This is a genomic window from Bartonella sp. AP7XZML (assembly GCF_042195745.1).
Lineage (GTDB): Bacteria > Pseudomonadota > Alphaproteobacteria > Rhizobiales > Rhizobiaceae > Bartonella.
On record NZ_JBHIOT010000051.1, the window covers coordinates 1 to 25,252 of the forward strand.

Annotated in this window: 26 protein-coding genes and 1 pseudogene; 16 read left to right on the forward strand and 11 right to left on the reverse strand. The window is 35.6% G+C overall.

The genetic code is table 11. From position 1 onward, the window contains the following. Positions 1-623: phage antirepressor KilAC domain-containing protein (locus ACFILT_RS03640; protein ID WP_375679597.1), on the forward strand; the 623-nt coding region annotated here is incomplete at its 5' end. Further along, positions 620-898 (forward strand): hypothetical protein, encoded by a 279-nt coding sequence (locus ACFILT_RS03645; protein WP_375679598.1) that lies wholly within the window; start codon positions 620-622, stop codon positions 896-898. The genes ACFILT_RS03640 and ACFILT_RS03645, both read left to right, overlap by 4 nt. Before the next feature lie 57 nt (positions 899-955). Here the strand turns inward: ACFILT_RS03645 and ACFILT_RS03650 are convergent, their stop codons facing one another. From ACFILT_RS03650 to ACFILT_RS03665, 4 genes are read right to left on the reverse strand one after another with little or no spacing between them, the layout of a single operon-like run. Then, complete coding sequence (locus ACFILT_RS03650; RefSeq protein WP_375618889.1) at positions 956-1,267, reverse strand: DNA-binding protein; 312 nt, start codon at positions 1,265-1,267, stop codon at positions 956-958. A gap of 12 nt (positions 1,268-1,279) precedes the next feature. Next, on the reverse strand, positions 1,280-1,603 hold the full coding sequence (locus ACFILT_RS03655; RefSeq protein WP_375618890.1) for a type II toxin-antitoxin system RelE/ParE family toxin: 324 nt from the start codon (positions 1,601-1,603) through the stop codon (positions 1,280-1,282). Positions 1,604-1,656: 53 nt separating this feature from the next. After that, positions 1,657-1,980 (reverse strand): type II toxin-antitoxin system PemK/MazF family toxin, encoded by a 324-nt coding sequence (locus ACFILT_RS03660; RefSeq protein WP_375618893.1) that lies wholly within the window; start codon positions 1,978-1,980, stop codon positions 1,657-1,659. Beyond that, a complete protein-coding gene (locus ACFILT_RS03665; protein WP_375679600.1) occupies positions 1,980-2,204 on the reverse strand; it encodes an antitoxin MazE family protein in 225 nt (74 codons plus the stop codon). Before ACFILT_RS03665 ends, ACFILT_RS03660 begins: the two co-directional genes overlap by 1 nt. Positions 2,205-2,347: 143 nt before the next feature. Between ACFILT_RS03665 and ACFILT_RS03670 the strand changes: the two genes are divergently transcribed. The 5 genes from ACFILT_RS03670 to ACFILT_RS03690 all read left to right on the forward strand — a co-directional run bounded on the left by ACFILT_RS03670 (position 2,348) and on the right by ACFILT_RS03690 (position 5,918). After that, the gene (locus tag ACFILT_RS03670; RefSeq protein WP_375679601.1) at positions 2,348-3,010 is read left to right on the forward strand and encodes a lysozyme; all 663 of its coding nucleotides are present in this window, start codon (positions 2,348-2,350) and stop codon (positions 3,008-3,010) included. Beyond that, positions 3,007-3,234 carry a hypothetical protein gene (locus ACFILT_RS03675; protein ID WP_375679602.1) on the forward strand — a complete coding sequence of 76 codons (228 nt, stop codon included), beginning with the start codon at positions 3,007-3,009 and terminating at the stop codon, positions 3,232-3,234. Before ACFILT_RS03670 ends, ACFILT_RS03675 begins: the two co-directional genes overlap by 4 nt. 131 nt (positions 3,235-3,365) lie before the next feature. After that, entirely contained in the window at positions 3,366-3,578 is a 213-nt protein-coding gene (locus ACFILT_RS03680; protein WP_375620805.1) for a hypothetical protein, read from the forward strand. 266 nt (positions 3,579-3,844) lie between these two features. Next, positions 3,845-4,861, forward strand: coding sequence for a hypothetical protein (locus ACFILT_RS03685; RefSeq protein ID WP_375679603.1), 1,017 nt, complete (start codon positions 3,845-3,847; stop codon positions 4,859-4,861). Then, the gene (locus ACFILT_RS03690) at positions 4,776-5,918 is read left to right on the forward strand and encodes a hypothetical protein (RefSeq protein WP_375679604.1); all 1,143 of its coding nucleotides are present in this window, start codon (positions 4,776-4,778) and stop codon (positions 5,916-5,918) included. The genes ACFILT_RS03685 and ACFILT_RS03690 overlap by 86 nt, the downstream gene beginning before the upstream one ends. Before the next feature lie 46 nt (positions 5,919-5,964). On the opposite strand, the gene ACFILT_RS03695 is transcribed toward ACFILT_RS03690, so the two are convergent. Together ACFILT_RS03695 and ACFILT_RS03700 are read right to left on the reverse strand one after the other, a co-directional pair. Further along, positions 5,965-7,122: a tyrosine-type recombinase/integrase gene (locus tag ACFILT_RS03695; RefSeq protein ID WP_375679605.1), complete on the reverse strand. Its 1,158-nt coding sequence runs from the start codon at positions 7,120-7,122 to the stop codon at positions 5,965-5,967. A gap of 249 nt (positions 7,123-7,371) precedes the next feature. Continuing rightward, positions 7,372-7,573: pseudogene (locus ACFILT_RS03700) on the reverse strand (helix-turn-helix transcriptional regulator). A gap of 1,026 nt (positions 7,574-8,599) precedes the next feature. Between ACFILT_RS03700 and ACFILT_RS03705 the strand changes: the two are divergent. Both ACFILT_RS03705 and ACFILT_RS03710 read left to right on the forward strand, forming a co-directional pair. After that, entirely contained in the window at positions 8,600-9,262 is a 663-nt protein-coding gene (locus tag ACFILT_RS03705) for a lysozyme (RefSeq protein ID WP_375678665.1), read from the forward strand. Next, a complete protein-coding gene (locus ACFILT_RS03710) occupies positions 9,259-9,486 on the forward strand; it encodes a hypothetical protein (RefSeq protein WP_375618608.1) in 228 nt (75 codons plus the stop codon). Before ACFILT_RS03705 ends, ACFILT_RS03710 begins: the two co-directional genes overlap by 4 nt. A gap of 1,812 nt (positions 9,487-11,298) precedes the next feature. On the opposite strand, the gene ACFILT_RS03715 is transcribed toward ACFILT_RS03710, so the two are convergent. After that, the gene (locus ACFILT_RS03715) at positions 11,299-11,571 is read right to left on the reverse strand and encodes a hypothetical protein (protein WP_375679606.1); all 273 of its coding nucleotides are present in this window, start codon (positions 11,569-11,571) and stop codon (positions 11,299-11,301) included. Between the two features lie 486 nt (positions 11,572-12,057). On the opposite strand from ACFILT_RS03715, the gene ACFILT_RS03720 reads away from it, so the two are divergent. Further along, positions 12,058-12,180: a hypothetical protein gene (locus ACFILT_RS03720; protein WP_375640703.1), complete on the forward strand. Its 123-nt coding sequence runs from the start codon at positions 12,058-12,060 to the stop codon at positions 12,178-12,180. Positions 12,181-13,252: 1,072 nt separating this feature from the next. Here the strand turns inward: ACFILT_RS03720 and lldD are convergent. Continuing rightward, the gene (lldD, locus tag ACFILT_RS03725; RefSeq protein ID WP_375678663.1) at positions 13,253-14,404 is read right to left on the reverse strand and encodes an FMN-dependent L-lactate dehydrogenase LldD; all 1,152 of its coding nucleotides are present in this window, start codon (positions 14,402-14,404) and stop codon (positions 13,253-13,255) included. A gap of 1,149 nt (positions 14,405-15,553) precedes the next feature. After that, complete coding sequence (locus ACFILT_RS03730; protein ID WP_375678662.1) at positions 15,554-16,642, reverse strand: 2'-deoxycytidine 5'-triphosphate deaminase; 1,089 nt, start codon at positions 16,640-16,642, stop codon at positions 15,554-15,556. A 238-nt stretch (positions 16,643-16,880) separates the two neighbouring features. Between ACFILT_RS03730 and mutL the strand changes: the two genes are divergently transcribed. Together mutL and ACFILT_RS03740 are read left to right on the forward strand one after the other, a co-directional pair. Continuing rightward, complete coding sequence (gene mutL / locus ACFILT_RS03735) at positions 16,881-18,734, forward strand: DNA mismatch repair endonuclease MutL (protein WP_375678661.1); 1,854 nt, start codon at positions 16,881-16,883, stop codon at positions 18,732-18,734. Positions 18,735-18,843: 109 nt separating this feature from the next. Beyond that, positions 18,844-19,080: a DUF2093 domain-containing protein gene (locus ACFILT_RS03740; RefSeq protein WP_375608064.1), complete on the forward strand. Its 237-nt coding sequence runs from the start codon at positions 18,844-18,846 to the stop codon at positions 19,078-19,080. A gap of 19 nt (positions 19,081-19,099) precedes the next feature. On the opposite strand, the gene lpxK is transcribed toward ACFILT_RS03740, so the two are convergent. Both lpxK and waaA read right to left on the reverse strand, forming a co-directional pair. Continuing rightward, positions 19,100-20,140, reverse strand: coding sequence for a tetraacyldisaccharide 4'-kinase (gene lpxK, locus ACFILT_RS03745; protein ID WP_375678660.1), 1,041 nt, complete (start codon positions 20,138-20,140; stop codon positions 19,100-19,102). After that, positions 20,130-21,452, reverse strand: a complete 1,323-nt coding sequence (gene waaA, locus ACFILT_RS03750) for a lipid IV(A) 3-deoxy-D-manno-octulosonic acid transferase (protein ID WP_375678659.1) — start codon at positions 21,450-21,452, stop codon at positions 20,130-20,132. Before waaA ends, lpxK begins: the two co-directional genes overlap by 11 nt. Before the next feature lie 1,202 nt (positions 21,453-22,654). On the opposite strand from waaA, the gene ACFILT_RS03755 reads away from it, so the two are divergent. From ACFILT_RS03755 to ACFILT_RS03770, 4 genes are all read left to right on the forward strand, one after another. Continuing rightward, positions 22,655-23,281: a hypothetical protein gene (locus tag ACFILT_RS03755; protein ID WP_375679607.1), complete on the forward strand. Its 627-nt coding sequence runs from the start codon at positions 22,655-22,657 to the stop codon at positions 23,279-23,281. A gap of 10 nt (positions 23,282-23,291) precedes the next feature. Continuing rightward, a complete protein-coding gene (locus tag ACFILT_RS03760; RefSeq protein WP_375679608.1) occupies positions 23,292-23,735 on the forward strand; it encodes a hypothetical protein in 444 nt (147 codons plus the stop codon). Positions 23,736-24,230: 495 nt separating this feature from the next. After that, a complete protein-coding gene (locus ACFILT_RS03765) occupies positions 24,231-24,698 on the forward strand; it encodes a hypothetical protein (protein ID WP_375638575.1) in 468 nt (155 codons plus the stop codon). Next, the gene (locus ACFILT_RS03770) at positions 24,686-25,057 is read left to right on the forward strand and encodes a hypothetical protein (protein ID WP_375679609.1); all 372 of its coding nucleotides are present in this window, start codon (positions 24,686-24,688) and stop codon (positions 25,055-25,057) included. The genes ACFILT_RS03765 and ACFILT_RS03770 overlap by 13 nt, the downstream gene beginning before the upstream one ends. Positions 25,058-25,252 lie beyond the last annotated feature (195 nt).

Genomic DNA, 25,252 nt, shown 5'->3' on the forward strand with positions numbered 1-25,252 from the left:
ATTGGATTAAAAATCGCATTAAAGAATGTAAATTTCAGGAAAATATAAACTTTATAACGCTTACTAAAAATTTAGTAAGCGTTGGAAAGGTAAAAGAATACCACATTACATTAGACATGGCTAAACACCTTTCCATGATAGAGCGTAATGATAAAGGACATGAAGCACGTCAATACTTTATCAAATGTGAACAGCTTTTGAAAAAAGTAGCAACACCACAAATCGATTACTCAACTCCCCAAGCCTTACTGGGTGTCTTGAATCACTTACAAAGCCAAATCGAACAGAAAGATCATGTGATTGCAGAACTAACTCCAAAAGCAAAGGCTTTAGAAGGCTTAAAACGTTCTGATGGTTTGTTCGGTCTTATTGAAGCAGCAAAGATGTTGGAAGTGCGACCAAAGGATTTAACGGATTACTTGCGTAAACATGATTGGGTCTATCGACGGGCTCCAGGGGCACCTCTGTTACCTTATCAGGATAAGATCAAGAAAGGATTCATGGACTGCCCTGCTATCACCATTCAAAGACCAGATGGTACAGAAAAGGTACTCCCTTCAACAAAAATTACCTCCAGAGGATTGACATGTTTGAGAGAACAAATCCATGGAGGTGTACAATGAACATCAGTGTCGACTTCTTATGCGATTTGTGGATGGCGCTGTCTCAGTTTTCCAATCATCGAAGCATTGGAGATGAAAATTGTAATGCCATAGTTGAAGTTATGGAATTAATAGAAAAGGTTTTGATTTTAAAACTTCAAGATGAACTACCCAATATTACAAAAATCTTGGCAATTTTGACAGATTTTGGAGCTTCCGAACCGCCACATAGCATGGATTCTTTGTTGCGCGCTTATGAACCAAATTTCGAGAGCCCTATTAAAAAGGTTGCTTAAGTTCAAAAACAGAAGTCCCCTCCCCGTTCTCAAAAATGGAGAGGTGGTTAATACAGATCAAACGTGTGGAACGGGTCGTTCAAGAGGTTGTACAGCTAAGCGAAGCCCCATGGTACGTAGTAAAGCATTCAAGCTACGGAACTCTGGATTGCCTTTTTCTGAAAGTGTACGATAAAGTTGTGTAGGATTCAGTTTGGCTGCTTTAGCTACAGCTTGAACACCACCATAGGCTTTTGCCATTTGACGAAGTGTTACAAGCAGTTCCCCCTGGTCACCATCTGCTAGGATTGCATCAAGGGTCGCTGCTGCCAACTCAGGGTCATCATGGAATATTTCTGCCATTGCATCATCATGGTTACGGTCTTTCATTTTTACACTCCTTTAATCTTCACGGTTTTGCCAATCACGCCAGCAAGCACATGCACGAGTGATATCAGTCTCTTGTGTTTTTTTGCTGCCACCGCATAATAGCAACAATACGGTCTTTCCAGATTGGACATAATAAACTCGGTAGCCAGGACCAACATTAATACGCAATTCATGAACACCCTCACGAAGCGGCTTGAAATCGCCAAAGTTTCCTTGTTCTAAACGATTAAGACGGCGAATAATAGCGGTTTTAGCTTGCACATCACGAAGCTTTCGCAGCCAATCGGCTATCAAGTCTTTGCCATCAGAAGTAAGGTAGTGACGTATTTCAAACATAATGTATATTCGTTTATAAACGAATGTTTGTCAAGAGAGAAGAAATCCAATTTTTATTTTACTATTCCTAAAAATACAGCCAAACAACGTTCAATCTCCAGCATTTCCTTTGCTTGAAGAGAACCAAAAATGGAACTCATTTTATCACATCTTACCGTCATAATCTTATCAATCATTACTTGCGAAGGCTTTTGCAAACCATTTTTAGCGTTTGGCTGAATCGTAATACGGAGTAATGGCGCATCAACAAGTGTGCTAGTAATGGGTAAAACCGTTACACTTGTATGTTCACTGAATTGATTAGCTTGAATGATTAACGCAGGTCTTGGTTTACCAAAATCGCCTTGCATAGCTATTGTGACGAGAGATCCACGCATTATTCTGTCCAGCCATCAACATCCATTAAAGATTGATCCATCAACAACTGCATAGATGTATCTGTTTTATCCATTTTTGCGACTAAGCGACATTGGCGTCGGCACTCTTCTGAAAAGTTCGGTTGGCGAGTATCTGGTACCCAAATTTGCATTAAACGCAAACCTGCTTTTCTTTGTGCGTTGCGATGTTTTTGAACGCGTTCATTGACGTGCATCGTAGCCATAACAAAATCTCCATTATGTTTCATGTAACGTATAACATAGAAAAAAGTTACATAAAACACTACTTTTAATAAAACGCAATAATTACAATTTTAATCTATCAATCTGCCCCACCTTTTGTGGGGCTTTTTTATAGGAGCAATACATGAGAACAATATCACCAGAAGGGCTAGCACTGATTAAACAATGGGAAGGTTTGCGTTTAAACGCCTATAAAGATGCCATTGGGGTGTGGACAATAGGTTATGGACATACAAACAGTGCTGGAAAACCTTTTATTTACGAAGGCATGACCATCACGGAAAAGCAAGCAGAAGAACTTCTTTGCCAAGACTTAAGACAATTTGAAAATGTCGTTGAACGCGCTGTTACAGTTTCATTAACAGATGAACAATTCGCGGCGTTAGTGTCCTTTTGCTATAATGTAGGAACAGGAGCCTTTTGTAACTCGACACTGTTAAAAAAGCTCAATCAAGGTGAATATGAAGCTGTCCCTGCCGAGCTACAGAAATGGACCAAAGCAGGCGGGAAGCGTCTTGAAGGTCTAGCACACCGGCGTGCAGCAGAAACAGGCTTATGGGCAAAAGGAGCTTATGTTTCCTCCAATTATCAAACAGTAGAAACGCAAGCACCAACGGGTGTTTTCAAAGCAGAAGCACTTGCACCGATTATTGGCTCTTTTTCTGGGCTTGGAGGCTTATTAGCAGGAAATGGACCAATCCAATGGGCTTTGGCAACCATCATGATTTTAGCCGCATGTGCTGGTATTTTCTTTGTTGCTAAACGCTTTCAGGAGCATCGTCTATGATCTTATGGATGAAAAGAAATCTGATGCCAACAGGCGCGGCTTTAGCCGCTTTTTTTATGATTTTAGCAAGAGCTTTTAATCTTGGGAAAAAAGCAGAGCAACAAAAGCAAACAGAAAAAGCTTTAAAAGCAGCCACAACCCGTCTTGAGGTAGAAAATGAAATTAATCAAAAAAGTGATGCTGATGTGCGTTCTGCTCTCTCTAACTGGTTGCGCGACAAATAAATATGCTTCTTCTTGTGTTGGCTGGTTGCCAATTTATTTAGATAAGCAAGATCTGAACGCCATCAGTTCAAACTTAGCAAGAGAAATCTTAAAGCACAATGATCTAGGTGAACGTGTGTGTGGGTGGAAACATGGCTAGAAAAAAAACACAAGACGATACAGAGCTTACAGAAGCAGAAAAAGAAATCCTTCAAGAAATCATCATGACCTACAAAAGTGTAAAAGTGATGTCGCGTTATACGAAATGGATTGTACTCATTATACTCTTATTAGCGCTTGATTTTTCACGTATTATGGATGCGTTTGTAAGTATTTTTACACAAAAACCAAATATCCGACTCTAAACATACTCTGAGACGCGCGAAATTCTTTAGAAAATGGTTTCTTAATTTTGCTCGTCTCATGGAGGTGATAGAGAATGTCTTCGCCCATTTGAAGCAGTGGATTTCAAAGAATTAATCTTTGAATTAATTGTTTCATGAATTTAAAGCTTCTAATAAACTGTATTTGATATGAACAGCTTCGAAATTTTAATCCTTTAAGGATTAAGAGGAAGTCAAATCTTTGTAAAACGACACAATTGATTGTCTTTTATAGATTAGAGTGGATAATGAGAACAAATTTAAGTGGCCGCGTAAGAAATACATCTTTACCAGAAAATCATGCTCTACTGCCTCTTTTTGAAGCAGTTGTAAATTCTATTCATTCCATTGAAGAAATAGGAAATGATTTTTCCTCACGCTACATTATAGTTTCAGTCATAAGATCGAAGCAAGCTTCACTACCACTTGACAAAGATACAGAAAAACTAAACGAGACAGAAATTGTAGGTTTTAAAGTGATCGACAATGGTACAGGCTTTAATGATCATAATTTTCAATCATTTAAAACTTTAGACTCAGATTATAAAAGAGATAAAGGTTGCCATGGTATAGGACGACTTTTATGGCTTAAAGCTTTTGATAATATAAAAATCAGGAGTATTTATGAAACAGATAGAGGATTAAAAGGGCGCACATTTTTATTTGATGCTGCTGCAGGTATAAAAGAATTAGATGAATTTCAAGATAATTGTACGAAGAGAGAAACTATTGTTGAGTTAACAGGTCTAAACCAAAAATATAAAAATCATATTCCTAAAAAACTACAATCTATCGCAAAAGCACTCTTAGAACATTGTCTCTGGTATTTTGCAAGAACTGGTGGTTGCCCTTTCATAACTATTGAAGATGACACAGAAAAGATATTATTAAATGATCTATATGAACAATGCATGCATGGAGCCGTTTTAAATGAAAAAATAAAAATAGAAAATTATAATTTTTCTATTATGCATATTAAATTTAGATCCTTACCTTTAGAAAATCAGGCTTTATGTTTTTGTGCAGGCAATAGAGCTATTACAAAAGAAAAGTTATCTGAGAAAATTCCGGGTATGCAATCAAAACTGCAAGATGATATAGGTGAATTTATCTACTCTTGTTATGTAAGCTCTCTTTTTTTAGATGAAAGAGTACGTTCTGAAAGAATAGGCTTTGATATTGAAAAAAATGTTGAAGATAAACAAGAAGATTTATTTAAAAGAAAAAAAAATATCATTTCCGATAATACGACAAGCCATTTATGAAAGCATTCAAAAATATTTAGCTGTAGAATTGAAGCAAAACATTCAAAACAGTAAGGAGATAGTTGAAAAGTTCACACATAAAGTACCACGCTATCGTCCACTCCTAAACTATTTAACAGACAATGACTATATGATTTCACCTAAAATAAATGATAAAAAATTGGAACTACATTTGCATGAATGTCTTGCTAGAGTAGAAAATGAAATTTTAGAAGAAGGTTATAATGTTTTAGAAGTTCAACAAGGAGAAAATACAGATAGTTATGCAGCAAGAATTAATAAATATGTAAATGCTGTATGTGATCTTAAAAAGTCCGATTTGGCAAATTACTTATTCCATAGAAAAACTATCATAGAACTTTTGAAGGAATCTTTAAATTCTCTTTATGACGGTGGTAAAGAATATATTAAAGAAGACGTTATTCATCAACTCATAGTACCCATGAAGTGTGATTCTAATTCTGTAGCTATGGATAATTGTAACTTGTGGTTGATAGACGAAAAATTAGTATTTCATGATTATTTAGCTTCTGATTTATCATTAAAAAAAATGTCTATTACCGGCTCTATGGAAAAGGAAAGACCTGATATATGTAGTTTAGAATTATGTAATAATTCTATTTATTGGAAGCCTTTATTAGTATCAGATAGCAAAGAGGGTTTAGAATCTCCTACTTTGGCATCTCTTACTATAGTAGAAATTAAGCGTCCCATGAGAGATGACGCGAAAGCTGGTACCGAAACAGATCCTATTTTGCAGGTCATTACTTATCTAGAAAAAATTCTTGCAGGCAAAGTACTTACCCCAAAAGGGCGTCCAATAAATTTGGATGGAAAAGTTCCCGGTTACTGTTATGTCGTCTGTGATCTAACTCCAAAAATAAAAGAGTGCTGCAAACTTTGGGATTTAACAGAATCAGGTGATCATATGGGATATTTTGGATATCATAAGAGTTATGAGTCCTATATAGAGGTTATTTCGTTTAGTAAGCTCATAGCTGATACTGAGAAAAGACATCAACGTTTCTTTAAAGCTTTAGGGTTGCCATTAAGGTAGAATAACAATAATTATATTTATGCTCTAATGGCCTTAGAATATTTTGTCAAACCACTCCCGATATAAAGCTAGCCCACAGCTCTAAAAGAACACGCCGTTGCTCTAAAAAATCCGTTCGCATGTAGGCTTTCGTCACTGAACTCCCAACTGTATGTGCAAGAACAGTTTCGGCAATCTCAAATGGTGTTGACGTTGTCTCTGCTATCCAGTCCCGTAAGCTTGAACGAAAACCATGGGGACGATAAGTCAAACCACAAACTGTCATATACTTTGCCATGGTGGCATCAGAAATGGGGTTGCCTCTAAGACCAGAAAAGAGAAAACCATTCTTTTCAAAGGGGAGAGTTTTTTCAATAACTCTCAAAGCTTCATCACTTAGTGGCACGCGAAAATCTGAAACTTTCCCTACAATACCTTTCATGTTTTCTTTTGGTATAGTCCATATCTTTTTATCAATTTGTTCAAGGCGCAAATAGCGCAATGGATATGACCGTGCTCCCGTCAAAATGAGTAACTTCAGTGCTAAATTTGAAAGGATCTTATCATCCAAGCTTTGATAAAATGCCGGAACCTCTTGCCATGGCATAGCAGGAATATTTGTTGATGTCGTACGTGGTTTTCCTAAAAGCGCGCGTGCCTTCATACAAGCCTGTAGATCAACATCTAAACCAAGAGCCGCAGCATATTTCAAGCAAATATTGATACGGTTAAGCGCTTTTCGCGCTGTGTCTGCTTTTTCATGCCAAAGGGGTGCGAGAACATTGCGGATGATATTGGCTGTTAATTTTTCTATAGGTAATTTGCCTATGTGTGGAATAACGTGCAACTCTAGTGGAGAAAACCAGCGGCCGTTTTTACCTTCATTTTTCAACTCTGCTTTTTTGCTTTCAAAAGCCGCTTTTGCAATTTCTTGGAAGATATTGCTTTGCTGTTTTAAAATAGTCTGTTCTCGAAAGACAATAGGATCATTGCCTTCTTTAAGAATATCACTATAATATCTTGCAAGCTCACGCGCTTCTTTTAAAGAGAGTTTTGTAACAGGACCAAGTCCCATTTCACGGCGCTTATTGTGGTGCGTATAGCGAAAAAACCAAGAGCGTGTATTGTCTTTTCGAACATTCAACCATAGCCCTGCCCCATCACAATATTTTCCTTGTGGAGAGGACTTTACAAGTAATGCTGATAACCGATGAATCGCCCTCACTTAACGTCCCCTCTCGTCCACCTTTAATTTCTGATTTGAGATTTTTCCTTTAATACTTACTTTTTTTATTGAATCATAAAAAGCTATAGACATCAATACGCCCTTACACATCTTTATATACTTTGAATCTTGTTGCTAAGCCCCTGCTTACCGGCATGCGGCACCGTTTTATTTCTTAAACATATTGAAATATATAGATTTTTTAATTATCTGTTTGAAGACCACCTTCTAGGGTTTATACAATTTTATCTAATCTGTTGTTATTTGCTCCGTATTTTTCTCTGGAGTAAATGCTAAAATCTCTTTCTTTCTCCACCTCACTGCTCTCCCTAGCTTATATGGCTCCGGCCCCCCTCTGAAGCACCCAATTGCGAATCGTTGTTCTGGATATACTAAAAAGCTGTGCACACTCACGTATTGTTACATATCTATTGCCATCATCAAATATCATCTCATTGCCTTTTTATTTTTTATGTTATGTGAAGGGGCTGGGATGCTAGGAGGAGAGAACTTCCTATATTGTCAAGCAGCTTTTTGTCAAAATCTTTTGTATCTCTTGTGCTATTGCCTCTAAAAAGATTTCAATAGCTTGATTGATTTGTTTAAGATGCTGCTGGAAACGTAGCCAATACAACACCAGACAAAGATGATACCATTGAATCCGAACGCCCTACCAAATGCTTCATATGAAAAAGAAAATATATGAAACCGAACTACTTGTTCAAATTTATTACAGTACAATATTCTTAAAAAAACTATCAAATATCATTGGTCTATATATTGAATATGCTCCACTAATATATTGTTTCAGTTGGAAACAGACTGTAAGAGAGGAGAAATATCCATTATGTTTTTTATGTAACAGTTTATTTAAAATCCTTCATAAAGGTATTTTTTAATGAAATTAAGCAATTAGGGGAAAAAACAAAGAATAATTAAATTAACTATAGATTTTTTTATTAAATATGTATAACACGTTATGTATATGTATTATTGATTCTAAGATAATTTTTAGATATATAATGTTAAATTATAATGTTTTTTTGTTTTTATAAAAAAATTCTGTGGTGCAATTTATGACTTTTGAAATTACTTAAAAATCAACACCTAATTATTTCATTAATTATTATGTCTCTTATTTTTTGTTAAAAGTGCTTTTTGTTATTGGAATTATTGAAGTTTTTTCAAGTAAAGTTCTTCTAAATCATTCTAGATCAACTGTAAGAATTTATGAGTGAAATCTATCTGATTATAAATGGAATTATCATAAAGTTATTGTCTTTAGATGGAGATCAATTGCTGCAAAATGAATAGTATTTAGCATAATCTTTATTCAAAAAATGATATGGATCTTAAAATAATCCACTATGGGTGTTTTGAATTTATTATGCCCTTTCGCTGTTCTGTTCTTAAAAATGAGTAGATGTAAGTTTTTAATTCATATCCTGCTTTGTGTAGTTTTTTATAGGTAAAAATAATGCGAAAAATATCAAAAGAAGGGCTTGTATTGATTAAGCAATTGGAAGGCTTGCGTTTATCAGCTTATGAAGATTCTGGTGGTGTCTGGACAATTGGTTATGGACATACAAGTGCTTCTGGTGCCCCAAGCGTTCACAAAGATATGCAAATTACGGAAAAAGAAGCTGAAAAAATCCTTTGTCAGGACTTGAGGGAGTATGAAGCTGTTGTTGAAAAAGCCGTTACCGTTCCTTTAAACGATGAACAATTCGCGGCATTAGTATCATTTTGCTATAATGTAGGAATCACAGCATTTCGCAGTTCTACACTTTTAAAAAAGCTTAATAAAGGTGAATATGAAGCGATACCAACCGAATTGCAAAAATGGACAAGAGTGGGAGGAAAACGTATCCAAGGTCTTGTCAATCGCCGAGCAACCGAAGCAGGATTGTGGGCAAAAGGAGCTCATGTTGCCCCCAATTATCATGTAGTAGAACCAGAAGGCGTAACAGGTATTTGCAAAGTAGAAGCTCTTGCACCAATCATAGGTTCTTTTTCAGGGCTTGGAGGTCTTTTTGCAGGAAATGGTCCTGTTCAATGGGTTCTAGCAGGCATTATGGTTTTAGCTGCTTGTACAGCTATGATATACATTGCTAAACGTTTTCAGGAACACCGCCTATGATTTTATGGATAAAAAAATATCTGACAATGACGTCAGCGCTCATAGCAGCTTTTCTTATAGCTTTAGTCAAAGCCTTTTTTCTTGGGAAAAAAGTTGAGAAGCAAAAGCAAACAAAAGAAGATTTCAAGATAGCGACAACACGGCTTGAGGTAGAAAATGAAATTAATAAGAAAAGTGATGCTGATGTGCGCACTAAGCTTTCTAGCTGGCTGCGCGACGAATGAACGAACTTCTTGTATTGGATGGCTGCCAATTTATTTGAATCGACAAGATATCAATGTCATTAGTCCAAATTTGGCGAGAGATATTTTAAAACATAACGAACAAGGTGAACGTTTATGTGGTTGGAGAGATAAACGGAAAATAAAGTGATAAAAATATAATTCCTCTGAAACATCAATCAATGAAAAGATTTGAAAGAGGTGGATACATTCAGATTAAAAGTAAAAGCACTTAAAGGATTAAAACACTCTGGTGGTCAATTAGATTTAATTAGAGTGACTGAGGTGTCTGAATTGAAACTAAAGGATTCAACAGATTATGTTTGTGTAAAATGATTGAGTCTATTGATGTATTCTAAGGGCATCTTTGTTATCCTATCAAAAGAAGATGAGAAAAGATTTTATGGATTGCACTACTATCGTCGTTCAAAGAACTAATCATACACAAAGGCTCTGTTTTCAACAAAAATAACATCTAGGGGCTGGCATGCTTGAAGAAAAGAAATCTACGGAGCTATATAATGAATATATGGTAAGGCTTTTATGTGATTTGTAAATGACGTTGCTTCAACTTCCTAATTATAATAATGATGTTGACGATAAGGCAAATACTTTCGCACTGTATCTGCTTTTTCATGCTAAAGTGGCGGGAAAACATTGTGAATGATCTTGGCTGTTAATTTTTCTATAGGTAAATTCCCTATGTGGGAAATGACATGCAACTCCAGTCGAGAAAACCAACAACCATTTTTGCTTTTATTTTTTAACTTAGCTTTTTTACTTTCAAAAGTCGCCTAGCAATTTCTTGAAAAATATTGCTTTACTATTTTAAGATAATTTTTTCCTGAAATAAAATCCTTCTTTTAAAATATTACTGTAATATCTTGCAAACTCATGTACTGCTTTTAGAGAAAGTTTGTAATAGGACCGTGTCTTTCACGGCGTTTATTGTGATGTGTATAACGGAAAAGTTAAGAGCGCGTATTATCTTTTCGAACATTCAACCACAATCTTATTTCATCCCAATATTTATCTTGAGAAGATACTTTTATAAAGATACTGATAATCTATAAATCACTCTCCCCTAATTCACCTTCTCACTCATCCTTCCATGCATTGCTCGTCCACCTTTTAAACCACCTTAAATTTTTGATATAGAATTTTTTCTTTAATTTTTATTTTTTATTGAATCATAAAAATGATATGTCTCAATCTCACTTCTATGCATCTTTATACGCTTTGATTCTTATTTCTAAAGCCCAGACATCCTGCATATCGCACTGTTTTTATATTTAATATATATTTTTAGATTTATTCCTAACTTGTTAGAAAAGTTTTTATATTTTGATAGAAATATCTTCTATCAGTTCACTTTTTTCAAAAGATTCTGAAAGGATTCTCAAAAAGTATGCAAGTTAAAGACTATTTAATACGTATTGTTTCTTTTCTAGAAATCAAAATTGGTGATACCCCATTCCTTACCAGAAATTGTGTTATTTGCAGAGCAGTCTGTATAAGATGGTGTAACCTCTTTTATGAAGTTAACTAAAGTTTTTTGAATTTCTAGCATATTGTTTAAAGACAAAAAACTCCCCTTTAATTTATACAAGCAGCTTAGACATCGGCTGATAATCCTTCCACTTATAAAAATCTTTTCTTTAATAACCCTCAAAACCACAATTAAAGTGGTGAAAGATAAAACAAGATTTTTAGGCGATCATAACACACAATAAAATCAGACCAGTCTAAATGTTCAATGCTAACACCTGCTAAACAGTGGAAATAAGTTTTAGCACGCATTCAAATTGGAAGGGCTTAAGCCCCCCGCGCGCTACGATGGTTTTCTATTCTCATCGTACGATTTACATTCCCTCTAAAACTTAATCGCTGTAAATATAAAAATCTTGAAGCCCGTTCTAAATCCGTGAGAGTTTCTGGATCTTGCTGTATTAAACGTTGAAATTCCTCACAACTGCTCATCTGAAATGCTAACATTTTCATAAAAGAACGATAGTGGCGTTGTAACATCCCTAAAAAGTTTACGACATAACCTGAGAGATTATTGCTGATTTCAGGAGATAGAATCAATTTCTGCTCAAAGAAAATCTCACCCATACCAACAAAAAGGTTTAATGCTACATGCCATGAGGAATGTTCTCAAATAATTTTGATATTTTTTGATCAAATTTCTTTTGCCACCAATATCGGCAGCAACTGGTGTAGAATTAACAAAATTATAATTTTTTATCTTAAAATGTATCCATCATTTTTTACATTCTTTCATCTATCTTAGCCTTCTTTTCACAGCTTCAAATGATAAAAGTAACTGCAATGTTAAGTCGTTTTGCATCGAACAAATTTCTCGCAAACTATCCCTATTGGCTAGATGACAATCCATCCTCTATTTAAAGAGAGAAAAACTTTTCTTTTTTATTCAGCGATAAAGTAAATATTATCCAATTACTTATGAGAAGTAATTGGATCAAATGGAAATTGTAATTCTTTCTACTCTAAGTAATCTTGTACCCATTTATATAGGTTTAGGAAAGCGTGCTGTTATAAATATTCATAAAAATGCTTCAAAAATTGATATCAGCAAAACTTCTATTTAAAAAAGGAAAAGATGTTCTCTTACTTGCTACTGAAGAAACTGTTCAGATTTGTCTTGATGTTGCTGAAGAGCTTCAAAAAACATGAAGTTATCCCAACGCTTACAAGTGTGCCAACAATTCAACTTTGAGATAATAGATCAGTGCTAGAGTTATGTCAATCTCACCAATCTGTTATTGTCTGTGAAGAGCATAGTATCAAAGGAGAAGCTTGGAGATGCAATTGTTAAATCGCTTATGGAACAAAACATTCTATGCCAATTTGTATCATTAGGCCCCCCCACCATCCCCATCTGCAATAAAAACGAACTGGATATTTTAACAAGTTATAAAATCAATCGAGAACGCATAAATAGTGTTAGAAATGACATACTATACAAAAAATATTCAACTGCTTCCTAATATGCTCGTCAGTTCAAAAACATCATAAATCATTGAGAATACAAGAAAATAAGAAAGAAAAGCACATTAATTCACGCAGTTTTGCTCTCAGTAAACGAGCTTTTTTAAAGATAGTACGGATATTTTTTCATTGCTTAAAAATGTATTCCATAAAAACAATATCATATCCATATAATATATTATCCAATGAACTTAATATAAATAATATATAGGTTATAGAAATATTATTTATTAGATACATTTTTTATTATAATTATAGATTAAAATAAATACATATTGACATTTTTAATAATTTTATTTATATACTATAATTAATATTATTCTATATTAAAATAAAACTAAATGGATTTTATAAATTTACGTTTTATGCCAATATGGAAAAGAAGTAATTAACATATTATATTTTAATGTTTTTTATATACAGGAGGGAAAAATGCTCACAGCATTATTTATAGCTATTTTTTCTATATCAACAGTTGTTTTACCTTTAATATCAGCGCTTGTTCCTTTTTATCCGTAGAATGAGCTTTTAATAAAGTAAATAAAATATGTATGCAATGTTATTATTGTTTTTTTTCGTGTTTATTATTATTAATACTTAATATTATTGTAGTTACTGAGTATTTTCTGTGATTTTATAGAGGAGCTTATTGATCTTTTCTATTTAACTTTAACTGTCAACATATTTTTTAAAATATATAATTATGCTCCTCTATAAAAAGACTTTCTTTTTCTGAAAGAAGTATAACATATTGCTTTCATTGCTTAAAAACATCTATATTTACTAAACTCTTGCGTGTAATATCTTTGATTGTCTGAGTACCAGTCAGTGTCATAGCTACCCGCATTTCATTGGCAAAAAGATCAAGGAGATGCATAACACCTTTCTTACCTGCTGCTGCAAGCGCATAAACAAAAGCACGGCCAATCATAACAGCATCCGCACCTTGTGCTATCATGCGTACAACATCAAGACCAGAACGAACACCTGAGTCCACTAAAATAGTCAAATAATCCTTTACAGCATCCGCAATTGCAGGCAATGCTCGTGTTGTTGATAATACACCATCAAGCTGACGTCCGCCGTGATTAGAAACAACAATACCATCCGCACCAAATTTTACTGCTTCTCGTGCATCTTCTGGATCAAGAATACCTTTCAAAATCATTGTTCCTTTCCAAAAATCGCGAATCCATTGTAGATCATGCCAACCAATTGATGGATCAAAATTTGCACCAAGCCAACCAACGTAATCATCCAATGCAATTTTCTTTTTGAGATAAGTGGAGACATTTCCAAGATCATGAGGGCGCCCCATAACACCAACGTTCCAAGCCCAATATGGATGAGTCAAAGCTTGTAAAAAACGACGTAAACCAGCATAAGGACCAGACATTCCCGAATGCGCATCACGATAACGTGCACCAGGAACTGGCATATCAACTGTAAAAACCAACGTGCGTACACCAGCCAACCAAGCCCGTTCTAGTGCATCACGCATGAAACCGCGATCTTTGAGAACATAAAGTTGAAACCAAAATGCACCTCCAACTGCCTCTTGTACTTCTGCAATGGGACAAACTGAAACAGAGGATAGAGTAAAAGGAATCCCTTTTGCCGCTGCGGCACGCGCTGCTTTTACCTCTCCACGACGTGCATACATGCCCGTTAGCCCAACAGGTGCAAGTACAATCGGTAAATCAAGTGTCTGATCAAAAAGCTTGATTGAAAGATCAACTTCACCAACTTGCCTTAGAATCCTTTGACGCAATGCAAGTGCTTGAAGATCTGTACAATTACGTCGCATCGTTTCTTCAGCATAAGCCCCACCATCAATATAGTGAAAAAGAAAGGGAGGAAGACGACGCTTTGCTGCCTTACGATAATCAAGTGTTGAAGAAATAATCATTGATGGCACCATTGTTTCTAAATGAAAAGAGAAAACATCCTAAAACGCATAAAAGCGAATCCATGTACCTACCTATTCGCTATTCTCCCAAAGCACTCTATTGAATAGATAGAAGCAACAGAGACTGCAACTTTCTAAAAAAACTAATTGATAAAAACAACATCTTTATTGCTCTTATCCAAATTTAAAATCTCACAGTATGAAGTATCATTAATAACGTATCTACTCATATATTCTTCATGTGCAATTAAAATGTTATACTCTCTTTAAAGTAATCCCTCTTCGAAAGCGATTGCTCCGTAGCTTAATTAGTTATAATTTAAAGTCGCTTCTCCCTCCAAAGATCCTTACATTATCAGTTATTAAGAATATAGAGTGTCATTAAGTATAAATCATAATCTCCCCCAAAAGATGAAAAAATCCTTTATTAATACTGGAAATAAAGCTGTCGCATACATGCAGAAATCTTCTTATATCAATATTCAAAACTGAGATCTGTTACTTATTCATGAAAGTTTATAAAAATATACAGTGTCTAAATTCACATAAAGCATAAAAAAACTTTTAATGTTCATACTAATAGAATCTCTTCATATTTAATTGAATAATTTTCTAGAAATATTATATCTTGAGGCTATAAATGAGTTACTAAAATTAGAACAATGTTTAAAAAAATTGTTACTAAACTGGAGTGAAAACTTATTTATTAACTCTTAAGGATAATTTTTATACGGAATAAAATATACTGGTTATTACACTCTAGAAAAATTGAGTCAATTGCAGCATCCAATCTCGCATATTTACTTTGAAAAGTGAGTAGCTACTGTTATATTGAATTTTATTAACCCATTGATTTATTATAATAAATATGAATAACATATTAAATATAGTAAAATTCTTTCATTGTAAATTTTGTCATGATGAAATAATCAAAACTATTCTTTTGCACATCATAAATGGAGTTCGTATAGATAGAACCTCTTGAAAAAAGAAGTAAAAATGCCTCTCATACCCTCTCAAATGCAAGAGATGAGATAACCTTGGAAATTAAAAATAGAATGCATGACGCCAGTTTTGCGAAGCACAAAATTTTCTTTTATCTAAAATACGCTTTCTGCATACATGTTATCAAAATTCGTGGTTCCCAACTCATTTAAAATGCTTGGACAACTTTAAACCCTGTGCTTGATAATGTGATCCAACATCATGTCCATAAAGGGTTGATGGTCGATTAAGCATATGCTCATAGACCAAACGGCCAATAATTTGACCATGCTCTAAGATAAAAGGAACTTCATGGCTCCGCACTTCTAAAACCGCTCTTGCTCCTTTTCCACCCGCCTCCTTATGCCCAAATCCTGGATCAAAAAAGCCTGCATAATGCACCCTAAACTCGCCAACTAAAGGATCAAAAGGTGTCATTTCTGCGGCATAAAGCGGAGGCACATGAACAGACTCTCGTGAAACTAAAATGTAAAATTCATCAGGATCAAGAACCAACTCCCTTTGACCACGATCAAAAAGAGGTTCCCAAAAATCTAAAACGTGGGCAACGGCACGTTTATCAATATCAATAACACTTGTATGATGTTTACCACGATAACCTATAAGCCCGTTTTCGTCTCCCTTTAAATTAATGGAAAGACCAATACCACCAACACTAATATTAGGAAAATCATCCGATATCAGTGTTTCTTGCCTTTGCAAAGTATGCAACTCTATTTCATTTAAATAACTTTGGCCTTTTCTAAACCGAAGCTGTGATAAATGTGAGCCTGTATGCACCAAAATTGGAAATGTGCGTGGACTAATTTCCAAATAAAGTGGACCATGATAACCAGCACAAATTTTATCAAACTCCTGAGCATTATCCGTAATGACACGTGTAAAAATATCTAATCGTCCTGTAGAACTTTTGGGATTGGCAACAGCAGATAAGAATTCTGGTAAAGCTAAACTTTCTAAAAGAGGAACAATATAAACACACCCCGTTTCCAAAACGGCTCCACCTCGTAAATCAAACTCATGCAACTTTAACCGTTCAAGCTTATCCAAAACTTTTGTATCAGGTCCCGGCATAAAAGAAGCACGTATACGATAAGCTTTCTCCCCTAAACGAAGATCAAGACTTGCTGGTTGTATTTGAGATCTATCAAATGGATACTGAGCCTTGAGAAAGTTATTCTCGATCAAAGCTTGTATATCACTATCCGCTAAAATACCGCTTATACGCGCCATATATATTGCCTTCCCTTTTTACATTGTTTCTTTTTTGACCTAGATGATAAACTGGTGCAAGCTATTTTAAAGTGATAAAAACTATTTTTATGTTTTTTCCAACCGACTTGTTAACATAAAATAAAATAGGAGGTATTGTAAAAATAATACCTCTCATGTTCTCTTATTCTTGAATGTCTCGCAAATGATGTTATCATAATTTTCTATAGAACCCTTAAAATTCCTGTTAGAATTTATTATGATTATACGCCATCTTAGCGAAAATATTATTAATCAAATCGCCGCCGGTGAAGTTATTGAACGACCAGCAAATGTTGTCAAAGAACTTGTTGAAAACGCTATTGATGCTGGTGCAACACGCATTGAAATTATTACAGCAAATGGTGGAAAAAATTTTATAAAGGTGAGTGATAATGGTTATGGAATTCCTGCAGATCAATTAACTTTAGCAGTTTCTCGCCATTGTACCTCAAAGATTACCGATGACGTACACAATATCTGCTTCCTTGGATTTAGAGGAGAAGCCCTCCCCTCTATTGGTTCTGTTGCTAAACTTAAACTCATTTCACGAACAAAAGATGCTGAGAGCGCTGCTGAAATTTCCGTTACTGCAGGAAAAATTGTAGGACCCAAACCAGCTGCTGCGAATCTTGGAACAATTGTTGAAGTTCGTGATCTTTTCTTTGTCACGCCAGCACGATTAAAATTTATGAAAACTGATCGGGCTGAAACAAATGCTATTAGCGATATGATTAAGCGAATTGCTATCGCATTTCCACATATCCGCTTTTCTCTTTCAGGACTAGACAGAACATCTATGGAATTGTCTGCTACAGAAAATAATATTCAAGGACAATTACAACGTATTACGCAGATTATGGGAAAAGAATTCGCCCCTAATAGCATTGCGCTGAATGCTGAACGCGAAGCGGTGCGCTTAACAGGTTTTGCCTGTTTGCCATCTTTCAACCGAAATAACAGCCTTCATCAATTTGCTTATGTTAATGGACGTCCCGTGCGTGATAAATTTCTATGGGGCGCTATCCGAGGCGCTTATGCTGATGTTATGACACGAGATCGTTATCCTGTCGCTATTCTTTTTATTGACCTCCCACCTGCTGAGGTAGATGTTAATGTTCACCCAGCCAAAGCTGATGTACGATTCCGTGATCCAGGATTAATTCGTGGTTTGATTGTTGGAGCTATTCGTGAAGCATTGCAGCAATCTGGTATTCGTCCTACTTCAACCCGTTCTGAAGCAATGCTTGCTGCATTTCAAACACAACAATCATTGGCACAACAACCATTAGGCAGTTTTAAGAACACGCACCAGTTCTCTTCTTACAGTTCACAACCTCATCATTTTACCAGTGCTTCAATGGTCCAAAAACCATTGGATAGTACTCACTCTTTTGATTTAAAAGAAGATGCCGCTCCTATTATGGAGGGCTTAAATACACCAAGTGGGGATGCATACATTCCAAGCACGACATCTTCATCAAAAGAGTTATCTTATCCATTAGGAGCGGCCAGAGCACAAATCCATAAAAACTATATTATCGCCCAAACACAAGATAGTTTGATCATTGTCGATCAGCATGCAGCTCACGAACGATTGGTTTATGAAGCACTCAAAAATGCACTTTATTCCAAACCACTTCCTTCACAGTTATTACTTATTCCTGAAATTGTAGAACTCTCTGAAGAAGATGCAACATGCCTTTTAACGCATAAAGATGCTTTGCAAAAATTTGGATTAGGAATAGAACCATTTGGACCAGGAGCAATTGTTGTGCGTGAAACACCTTCCATGTTAGGAGAGATCAATGTCCAAGCCCTTATTAAAGATCTCGCAGATGAGGCTGCTGAGTATGATACAACAAATAATTTAAAAGCAATGCTTGATTATGTTGCAGCAACGATGGCCTGTCACGGCTCAATACGGTCAGGGCGCCTTTTACGCCCCGAAGAAATGAACACACTATTACGACAAATGGAGGCAATACCTAATACAAGTACATGTAATCATGGACGCCCTACTTATATTGAACTCAAACTGGCAGATATAGAACGGCTTTTTGGCAGAAAATAAGCCCTTCATCATTTTTACAAGAAAAATATTTTAAAATTAACTCTCGACTTTATAATATATTTTATGGCACTTTTCTTGAATCTCTTGTATCAAGTAAAAAGGAATTATAATGTTTCCCAATGGTGAACGCGAAGCAAAAATTCATTATTCTAATAATGGATATGACATTATAGAATATGGTACCTATACCATTTGTGCTGTTAGCGGGCAAAAAATCCCTATAGATGATTTAAAATATTGGAATCATCACCGCCAAGAAGCATATGCTAGTTGTGAAATCTCCTATCAGCGCGAACTTGAGTGCAACCCATATCTCAAGCAATTGTTAAAAACAAAAGAAAAATAACCGCTCGAAAGCTATAAATTTAGCCTTTGCCTTTTAGACAAGAAAATTCAAGGGAACGTTTTCTAAAGCGGGTCATGACCTCTTCAAGGACCATACGGCAGAAGTCTTTTTTAACAAAATCGACATTCACATCAAAGATAATAAGATTTTTCAAATCTTTTTGCATGTGAATTGTCTGTATACGGATATAATCTTTAGCTGTTGTTGCGAGCCATAAATTGTGCATTTTAGCCTTTTGTATAAGGCTTTTTAAATTTTTATCTGTGAAAAAATAGTGGTCTGGATATATGTAAGTTTGCACCACATGACCAGATAATTCTTTAATAGATTTAAAAAATTTATCTGGATTGCCAATACCAGCAAATGCCAAAAATGATTTTCCTGAAACCTCATCAGAGGCACTGGCTTTAAGATGAGCACGATATAAAGGCTTTCCAGTACGCGAAACAAGAAAAGCGACATTATCAGGCGCATCGGAGTGACCAATCAATAAAACACTATCCATAAAAGAAAACTGCGTTTTTAATGGTACGCGCAAAGGTCCTGCTGGAAAGACAGCTCCATTACCAAAACCGCGCATCGCATCAACAACGAGTAACGCATAATCCATATAAAGACGGCGACTTTGAAATCCGTCATCCATTAAAATAAGATTACATCCCTCTTGTTTAAGCCGTTGTGCCGCTGCATAACGATTAGGTGATACAGCTACAAAAGCATGCCGTGCAAGTAAAAGTGCCTCATCTCCAACACTATATGGAGTATCATATTTTTCATTTACAAGATGTACCCCTTTAACTGATCCACCATAACCACGAGATATAATACCAGGTACGAAACCAAGTTCTTTAGCCACTTTTGTAAAAGCAATAACAACCGGCGTTTTACCCGCACCACCACATGTAAAATTTCCAATACACAAAACTGGCAGATCAATCACGGGAGGCTGTCTTGTCATAAAACGACTTGAAAAATAACCATACCCCCATGAAACTGGAGCTAACACAAAACGCAAAAAGCTTTTATTTTTCCACCAAAAACGAGGGGCGCTAATATGCATATCTACCCTGACGCTGACGTAAACCTGTTTGTATTACAAGGGGTTGTAAAAATGGATCTAAAATCTTTAATGTGCGCTCAAATGCACCTGCCATACCTGTCGCCACTTCATGAGCCTTATCAACCATTTCTTGCCGCAATGTTTCATTTGTTAAAAGCTTATACACCTGAATAGCAAGCTGTTTTGTATCTTGAACCATATATGCTGCATCATGCGTTAGAAATTGTTTGAACATCTCTTGAAAATTTGAAACATGGGGCCCTGTCAAAATAGCGGAACCAAGCAAAGCCAATTCCAATGGATTGTGTCCACCATTTCCACATAACGATTTACCAACGAAAGAAACTTTCGATAAGCGAAGAAAAAGTCCCATTTCTCCAATGGTATCTCCCCATAAAATATCGGTATTCATGTTTGGAACAGTATCTCTACTCCTACGAATAAAACTTAACCCCTTATTATCGCATTTTCTGATAAGATCTTCTGAACGTTCAGGATGACGAGGCACAATAATTGTTAATAAATCTGGCAAATAATTTTTAACAATTTTATGGACCTCAAAAGCAATCTCCTCTTCCCCTTCATGCGTTGAAACAGCTGCCCAAACCGGGCGATTGCCGATAGCATTACGATAACGTGCAAGCAATTCTTGATTTTCAACCAGAAAAACATCAGCCTTGAGATTACCAGAAAACGTAACAGATTTTACGCCAAGTGTATGGTAATAAGCTACATCTCTTTCATTTTGACCAATCGCCAAATCAATATCCTTAAAAATATGTTTGGCAAGAACACGTCGTTTTTGCCAAGCTTTAAAAGAACGTTCAGACATATGGGCATTAACCAAAATCTGCGGAATACGCATTTTTGCAAGTTCTTTAATACGAAGAGGCCAAATTTCTGATTCACAAATTAAGACGAGATCAGGCTTCCAATGACGAATAAAACGGCGCACTGCAAAATCTAAATCCAAAGGAGCATATTGATGAATCAACCTATTACCAAAATATTTTTTCACAAGAGTAGAAGATGTCACCGTCCCAGTTGTCATTAATACATTGATTTTCAATGATAAAATATAATTTATAAGTGGAACAAGTGCAAGTGTTTCTCCAACACTTGCTGCATGCAACCAAACTAACGAACCTTGGGGGCGTATATGAGAACTTTTACCTAAACGCTCTTTTTTGCGACACCACTCTTCTTTTCCTCGAATAGCACGAAAGAACAAATAAAAAGGAATAACAAGACATAAGCAAAAACCAATCATTCGATAGCTTAAAAGAGCCGTATGTGCCTTTAATTCTACCATTTAAAATCACCTCATCCAGCTATTTTAAGATATCTATATACTTATTTTGTTAAAAAATTCATCAACACTATTGGTTGCATCCATATTTTTTAATATCATCCATATCTTAAATAAAAAAAGCTTAATCCATGAGAAAATTCAATACATATACACATTATTTAAATCTCTTTTAATTAAATTTTGTAACTTATATCGATTTTATCACTTCATTCTGCACCCTATAAAAAATCTTATTCAAAAATAACAAAACTACATTTCAGTCGATTATAATTTTTAAAATATAAATGATAAACCTATGACATAGATTGTATCAATTTTTTCAACTCACTGAATAAATACTTCTTATGATTTTAATGAGACTTTGAATTTTGCACGTTGGTATTTTAGAGAAAAAGCTTATTTTTACATATGTTAGGTATTGTCAATTTTTCAAAAAATAACCCATATAGACATTACAACCGAATATAAGTACAACAAATAAAATGTGTTTAAAAGAAAGCTCAATCTCTATTATTTCATTTCAATAAAATGAATATGTCAAACTAACCTTAAAAAACTTTTGAATAGTATAGAGTTCTCATTTTAAATTGTGATATAATCTCTTAAAGGTAATCCAGAAAAATCTAATCTTGTTTAATAGAGAATTTCTTAAAAGTCTTAAAGCAATTTAAATAAGAGTTTTCAAAATTTTAAATCCTCTCTTTTCAGGAGGTCGCAATGATATATTATTCCTTTCAAGATTGTATATAATCAACACAAAATGATTAACTTATAGATTGTAGTTTTAAATGAGTACTCAAGAAATCCTTATGAGGTAAGTTAACTTCATAAATCTATTCAGTTTCTCTAAGTTTCTAATTTTGGTAAAGTTTCTAACGACTTTCATGGTTTCTAAGCTTATAGTAATAACTCGTTTAAAAAATTCCAATAGATAAGTAACGAGTGCTAATAATCTCAACAGAGTAGTAATTGCTATCATTAATAATGCTACTCTTTTTATTAATCTTAACGCATTAGTGTCTCATACCCCATTCAAAAGCAGAGTGACTATTCACAATATAATCATAAACTTCGAGTGATAGCTGTCATGATAATATTGCTGTTGTAAATAGGTTGATAGAAACTGTCTTGCATTTTTATTAAGCGTAAAGATGGTGGTGCAATAATGGATTTTATACCTTGCACGATTAGAAGGAATGGGAGTGATATCGACTGATCAAAACTACAGTGGACCACGGCGTTCGCGGCCTTTTGATCGGCATCGTAGCGGATTTGTTTTAGCGGATGGTGCAGGTCTGTTTGTTATTGAAAAATTATCTAACGTATTGGCGCGGCAGCGTGAGCCGTTGGCCTATTTATTGGGTTACGGCGGTGCACTTTGCACACAGCATATTGTAGCGCCGCATAAAGATGATCTCGAAATGCAACTGTCGATGGAGCGGGCCATCGAACATGCGGATGTTGACCGTACCGCTATTGATTTTGTGAATGCACATGGGACATCGACAGTACAAAATGATCAGCACGAAGCCAGTGCAATCAGAACGGTTTTTGGCGCGCACAACCCGGCGATTGTGGCGACAAAATCTTGGCACGGGCATCTGATTGCTGCTGCCGGTGCGATGGAAATTTTGGGTGTACTGGTTTCTTTTCGGAACAATGTTTTGCCCAAAATTTTGAATTGTGATGAAATCGATCCTCAATTGCCCGCTGGTATTGCGCTTGTGAGGGAGCATCAGTACCGACCGCTTAAATACGCATTGAAAAACTCATTTGGTATGGGCGGTGGCGCAAGCTGCTTGGTTTTAGAGAATCCACAATATCTGTAAGGGACACCTCATGCTAACAATATATTCCTTATTAGAAAGAAACTGGCAAGTGATTTGTCATCACAGTCATTATTCGGCAGAGGATGTCAGCATGATGACAAAAGGGTGTGCAGATACAGTAGTTAGATATTGTCGTGATCGCCCGCAAGGGGAGCAAAATAAGCTGTTTGTTTTTGTGATTAGAAATAATTTCGAAGGCATGATTAGCTATTTTGTTGCGTCTGTGCTAAAATTGAAAGCTTGGATCGTCAGTATTCATGATTTAGACATTGTTGATATACTGGTTGATGCTGATTGCATTGCAGCTGTTGTAATGAGCCATGAAGTCAGGGATATTAATATCATCAGTCACCGGATTAATATCGCGTTTGATCACTGTCTTTCAACTGTGAACGAAAATCTGGCTGATTTTACAGCATACCGTGCGCGCATTTCTATTTTTGTACCTCCGTAACAACCAGTAAACCCAAGTTGATTCAATATCATGAAAATATTCTGATTGAGAATGCCATCGCGGTGAGCCAATCTCTTGGACTAAGTAATGAAGATTGCTCATTGTGTTATTTCCCAGTGCAGTATATGTATGGTCTCTCTACTATGCTATGTGCCTTCTTATCGGATAGAAAACTGGTATTTGAAAAATTTCAAATAAGTAATATTGGTGAACTCGTTTCGCACTATAGCATTACCAACTTGCCTTTAATCGGTGACTGGATGCTGGTAGTAAGCGACATTTTTACCAAAAGCCGAATCCATGTGCAAAATATCTTGAATGCATCCGATCGTTTGCTCACCGTACAAGCATCGGGTATCCTCTCATCATGTACGACGTTATGGAATAACTTCGGTCAGACCGAATCCGGACCGCGCTTGTTTCATAATAAGATCTGTTCGCTACACGATTGAAAGAACCAGTAAATATGGCGTTGTAGCGCCGGGTAAGGCTTTGGTGAGTGATATAAAAATTGATTTGCGCCCCATTGATCGGGCGGATGCTTCTGATTCAGTGCGCCGTACGTTTTATAAAACGCCTTTCGCGTGTGATGGTTATGTTGATAGTTCCTTGCAATTAAAGCCGCGTGATGAATGGTTTGATTCCGGCGACCTGTTTGTTAAAGATGAATCCGAATGCTATTACTGGATAGCCAGAGCCGTTAATGAATTTAAACACAATGGTAAGTTTATCCCAGTTCAACTGATCTCAAATGACATTATTAAGTATGCCGGATGTTTAAGGCATTACTTTTCAAAAGCACAGAACGGCGATCTTTATCTCAATCTTGATATGTCGGCAAATAGTGAGCAGGTTAAAGTCGTTACTAAACTATTGACTGATAAATGGTATCAGTATGCATTTAAAGTAAATATCAGAAAAATTGCCACGACAAATACAGGGAAAATAAAATGTACCGTGTAGATAAAGCTCATGGTATGAGCAGAGTGTATATTAATCGCCGTGCAAACAATTATCTGTGCATTGTGAGGCATTCTTTTTATACCTATTTTTTAGCTATTGATAGGCTTCATCGTTATTTGCCTGTATTGACGAGACGTACATCGAGAATGATATTGCGCCGTGAAATGGCGAAGGTACTTTTTATCGATATATTTAAACGGATTTTGCCAGATGTAAAGATGTCACACAGTTCTGTGAGCCATGGACGGAGTAAAAGTATTATGTTGCTTAATAATGATCCGCGGATTCAGTCTGTCGTGGTTGATATCGAATTTATTGAGAAAAAAACTACCGAGGCCATTTATGCTAGATTACTGTGAAAAATGCGCGAACTTTCCAGAAGGGCAGGTGCTGGATAATCGGCTATGCACCACAATATTTAGCTGCATGGAGAGCTTGTATAAGGCATTATGCGCCATCTCGGCGTGTACTTTTGATATAAATGATTACTTTTTAGTTGAACATGACAGGACGCGATGTGTTTTTCGGTACGTTGGGAATACATTTGTGTTTAA